The 1,381-nt window shown below is 64.9% G+C and carries 1 protein-coding gene; it reads right to left on the reverse strand.

All coding sequences use genetic code 11. The features are described 5' to 3' along the window. Positions 1-8 precede the first annotated feature (8 nt). Positions 9-1,331: an IS630 family transposase gene (locus ACTMTI_RS56830; RefSeq protein ID WP_441129402.1), complete on the reverse strand. Its 1,323-nt coding sequence runs from the start codon at positions 1,329-1,331 to the stop codon at positions 9-11. Positions 1,332-1,381: the final 50 nt, after the last annotated feature.

Below are 1,381 nucleotides of genomic sequence, written 5' to 3' on the forward strand. Positions count from 1 at the left end.
GGCTAGTGTCATGCGCCTGAAATTCGTCGGCAATATTTAGCGAGGGATTCGAGGATCTCTTCGGCGGTCTTGGTCCATACGAACGGCTTCGGATCCTCATTCCACTGGTCCATCCAGGCGCGGATGTCCTTCTCCAGCGCTTGGACGCTCTTATGGACGCCGCGGCGGATCAGCTGGTCGGTCAGGTAGCCGAACCAGCGCTCGACCTGGTTGATCCAGGACGAACCGGTCGGGGTGAAGTGCATGTGGAAGCGGGGATGGCGGGCCAGCCATGCCTTGATGGCCGGCGTCTTGTGGGTGCCGTAGTTGTCGCAGATGAGGTGGACGTCCAGTTCGGCCGGCACCGTCTGGTCGATCGTGGCCAGGAACTTCTTGAACTCCGCAGCGCGGTGCTGACGGTGCAACTCACCGATGACGCTCCCGTCGGCGATGTTGAAGGCAGCGAACAGGCTGGTGATGCCATTGCGGACGTAGTCGTGGGTGCGCCGCTCGGGCATACCCGGCATCATCGGCAACACCGGCTGTGACCTGTCGAGAGCCTGGATCTGCGACTTCTCGTCCACGCACAGCACTACCGCCCGTTCAGGCGGGTCGTGATACAGCCCGACCACATCGACGACCTTCTCCACGAATAGCGGATCCGTCGACAACTTGAACGTCTCCGTGCGGTGCGGCTTGAGGTCGAAAGCCCGCCAGATCCGCCCGATGGTCGACTTGCTCAGCCCGCTGCGCCGGGCCATCGAGGTCCGCGTCCAGTGGGTGGCATCGGCCGGTGTCTCCTCCAGCGTGGCCACCACCACCTGTTCCACCTGCTCCAGGCTGATCGATGGCGGCCGGCCCGGTCGCGGCTCGTCGATCAGCCCGTCCAGCCGTAACCGCAGGAACCGCTGACGCCACTTCGAGACCGTGTCCGGGTGCACCCGCAACTCGGCGGCGATCTGCTGGTTATCCTTACCCTCAGCACACGCCAGCACGATCTTCGAGCGCATCGCCAGCACCTGCGAGGATTTCGCCCGCCGGGCCCACCGCTGCAGCACCGCCCGCTCGGCGTCGGTGACCGTCAACTCTGCCTTGGGCCGTCCCGTACGAGCCTCGTCGACCAAGGCGTCCAGCCCGCCCCCGGCGAAGGCGGCACGCCATTTACGCACCGTACCGACAGCGATGCCCAACTCCCGCGACACCTGCGCATTGCTGACCCCCGGCTCTGCACAGGCCAGCACGATCTTCGCCCGGATCGCCAACCGCGACGACTCCGCCGACATGCCGACCAGCCGAGCTCGCTCCGCTTCGGTCAGATGGATCTCCACCGCCGGCGGTCCTGAATGCGCCATACCTGCCAGCGTACGAACTTAACCGACGGATTTCAGGCGTATAACACTAG

It is taken from the genome of Nonomuraea sp. H19, from assembly GCF_052068215.1.
Taxonomy (GTDB): domain Bacteria; phylum Actinomycetota; class Actinomycetes; order Streptosporangiales; family Streptosporangiaceae; genus Nonomuraea.

Excerpts from the sequence above, each read along its gene's own strand:
- ACTMTI_RS56830 (WP_441129402.1), bottom strand. The coding sequence starts at position 1,331 with ATGGCGCATTCAGGACCGCCGGCGGTGGAGATCCATCTGACCGAAGCG.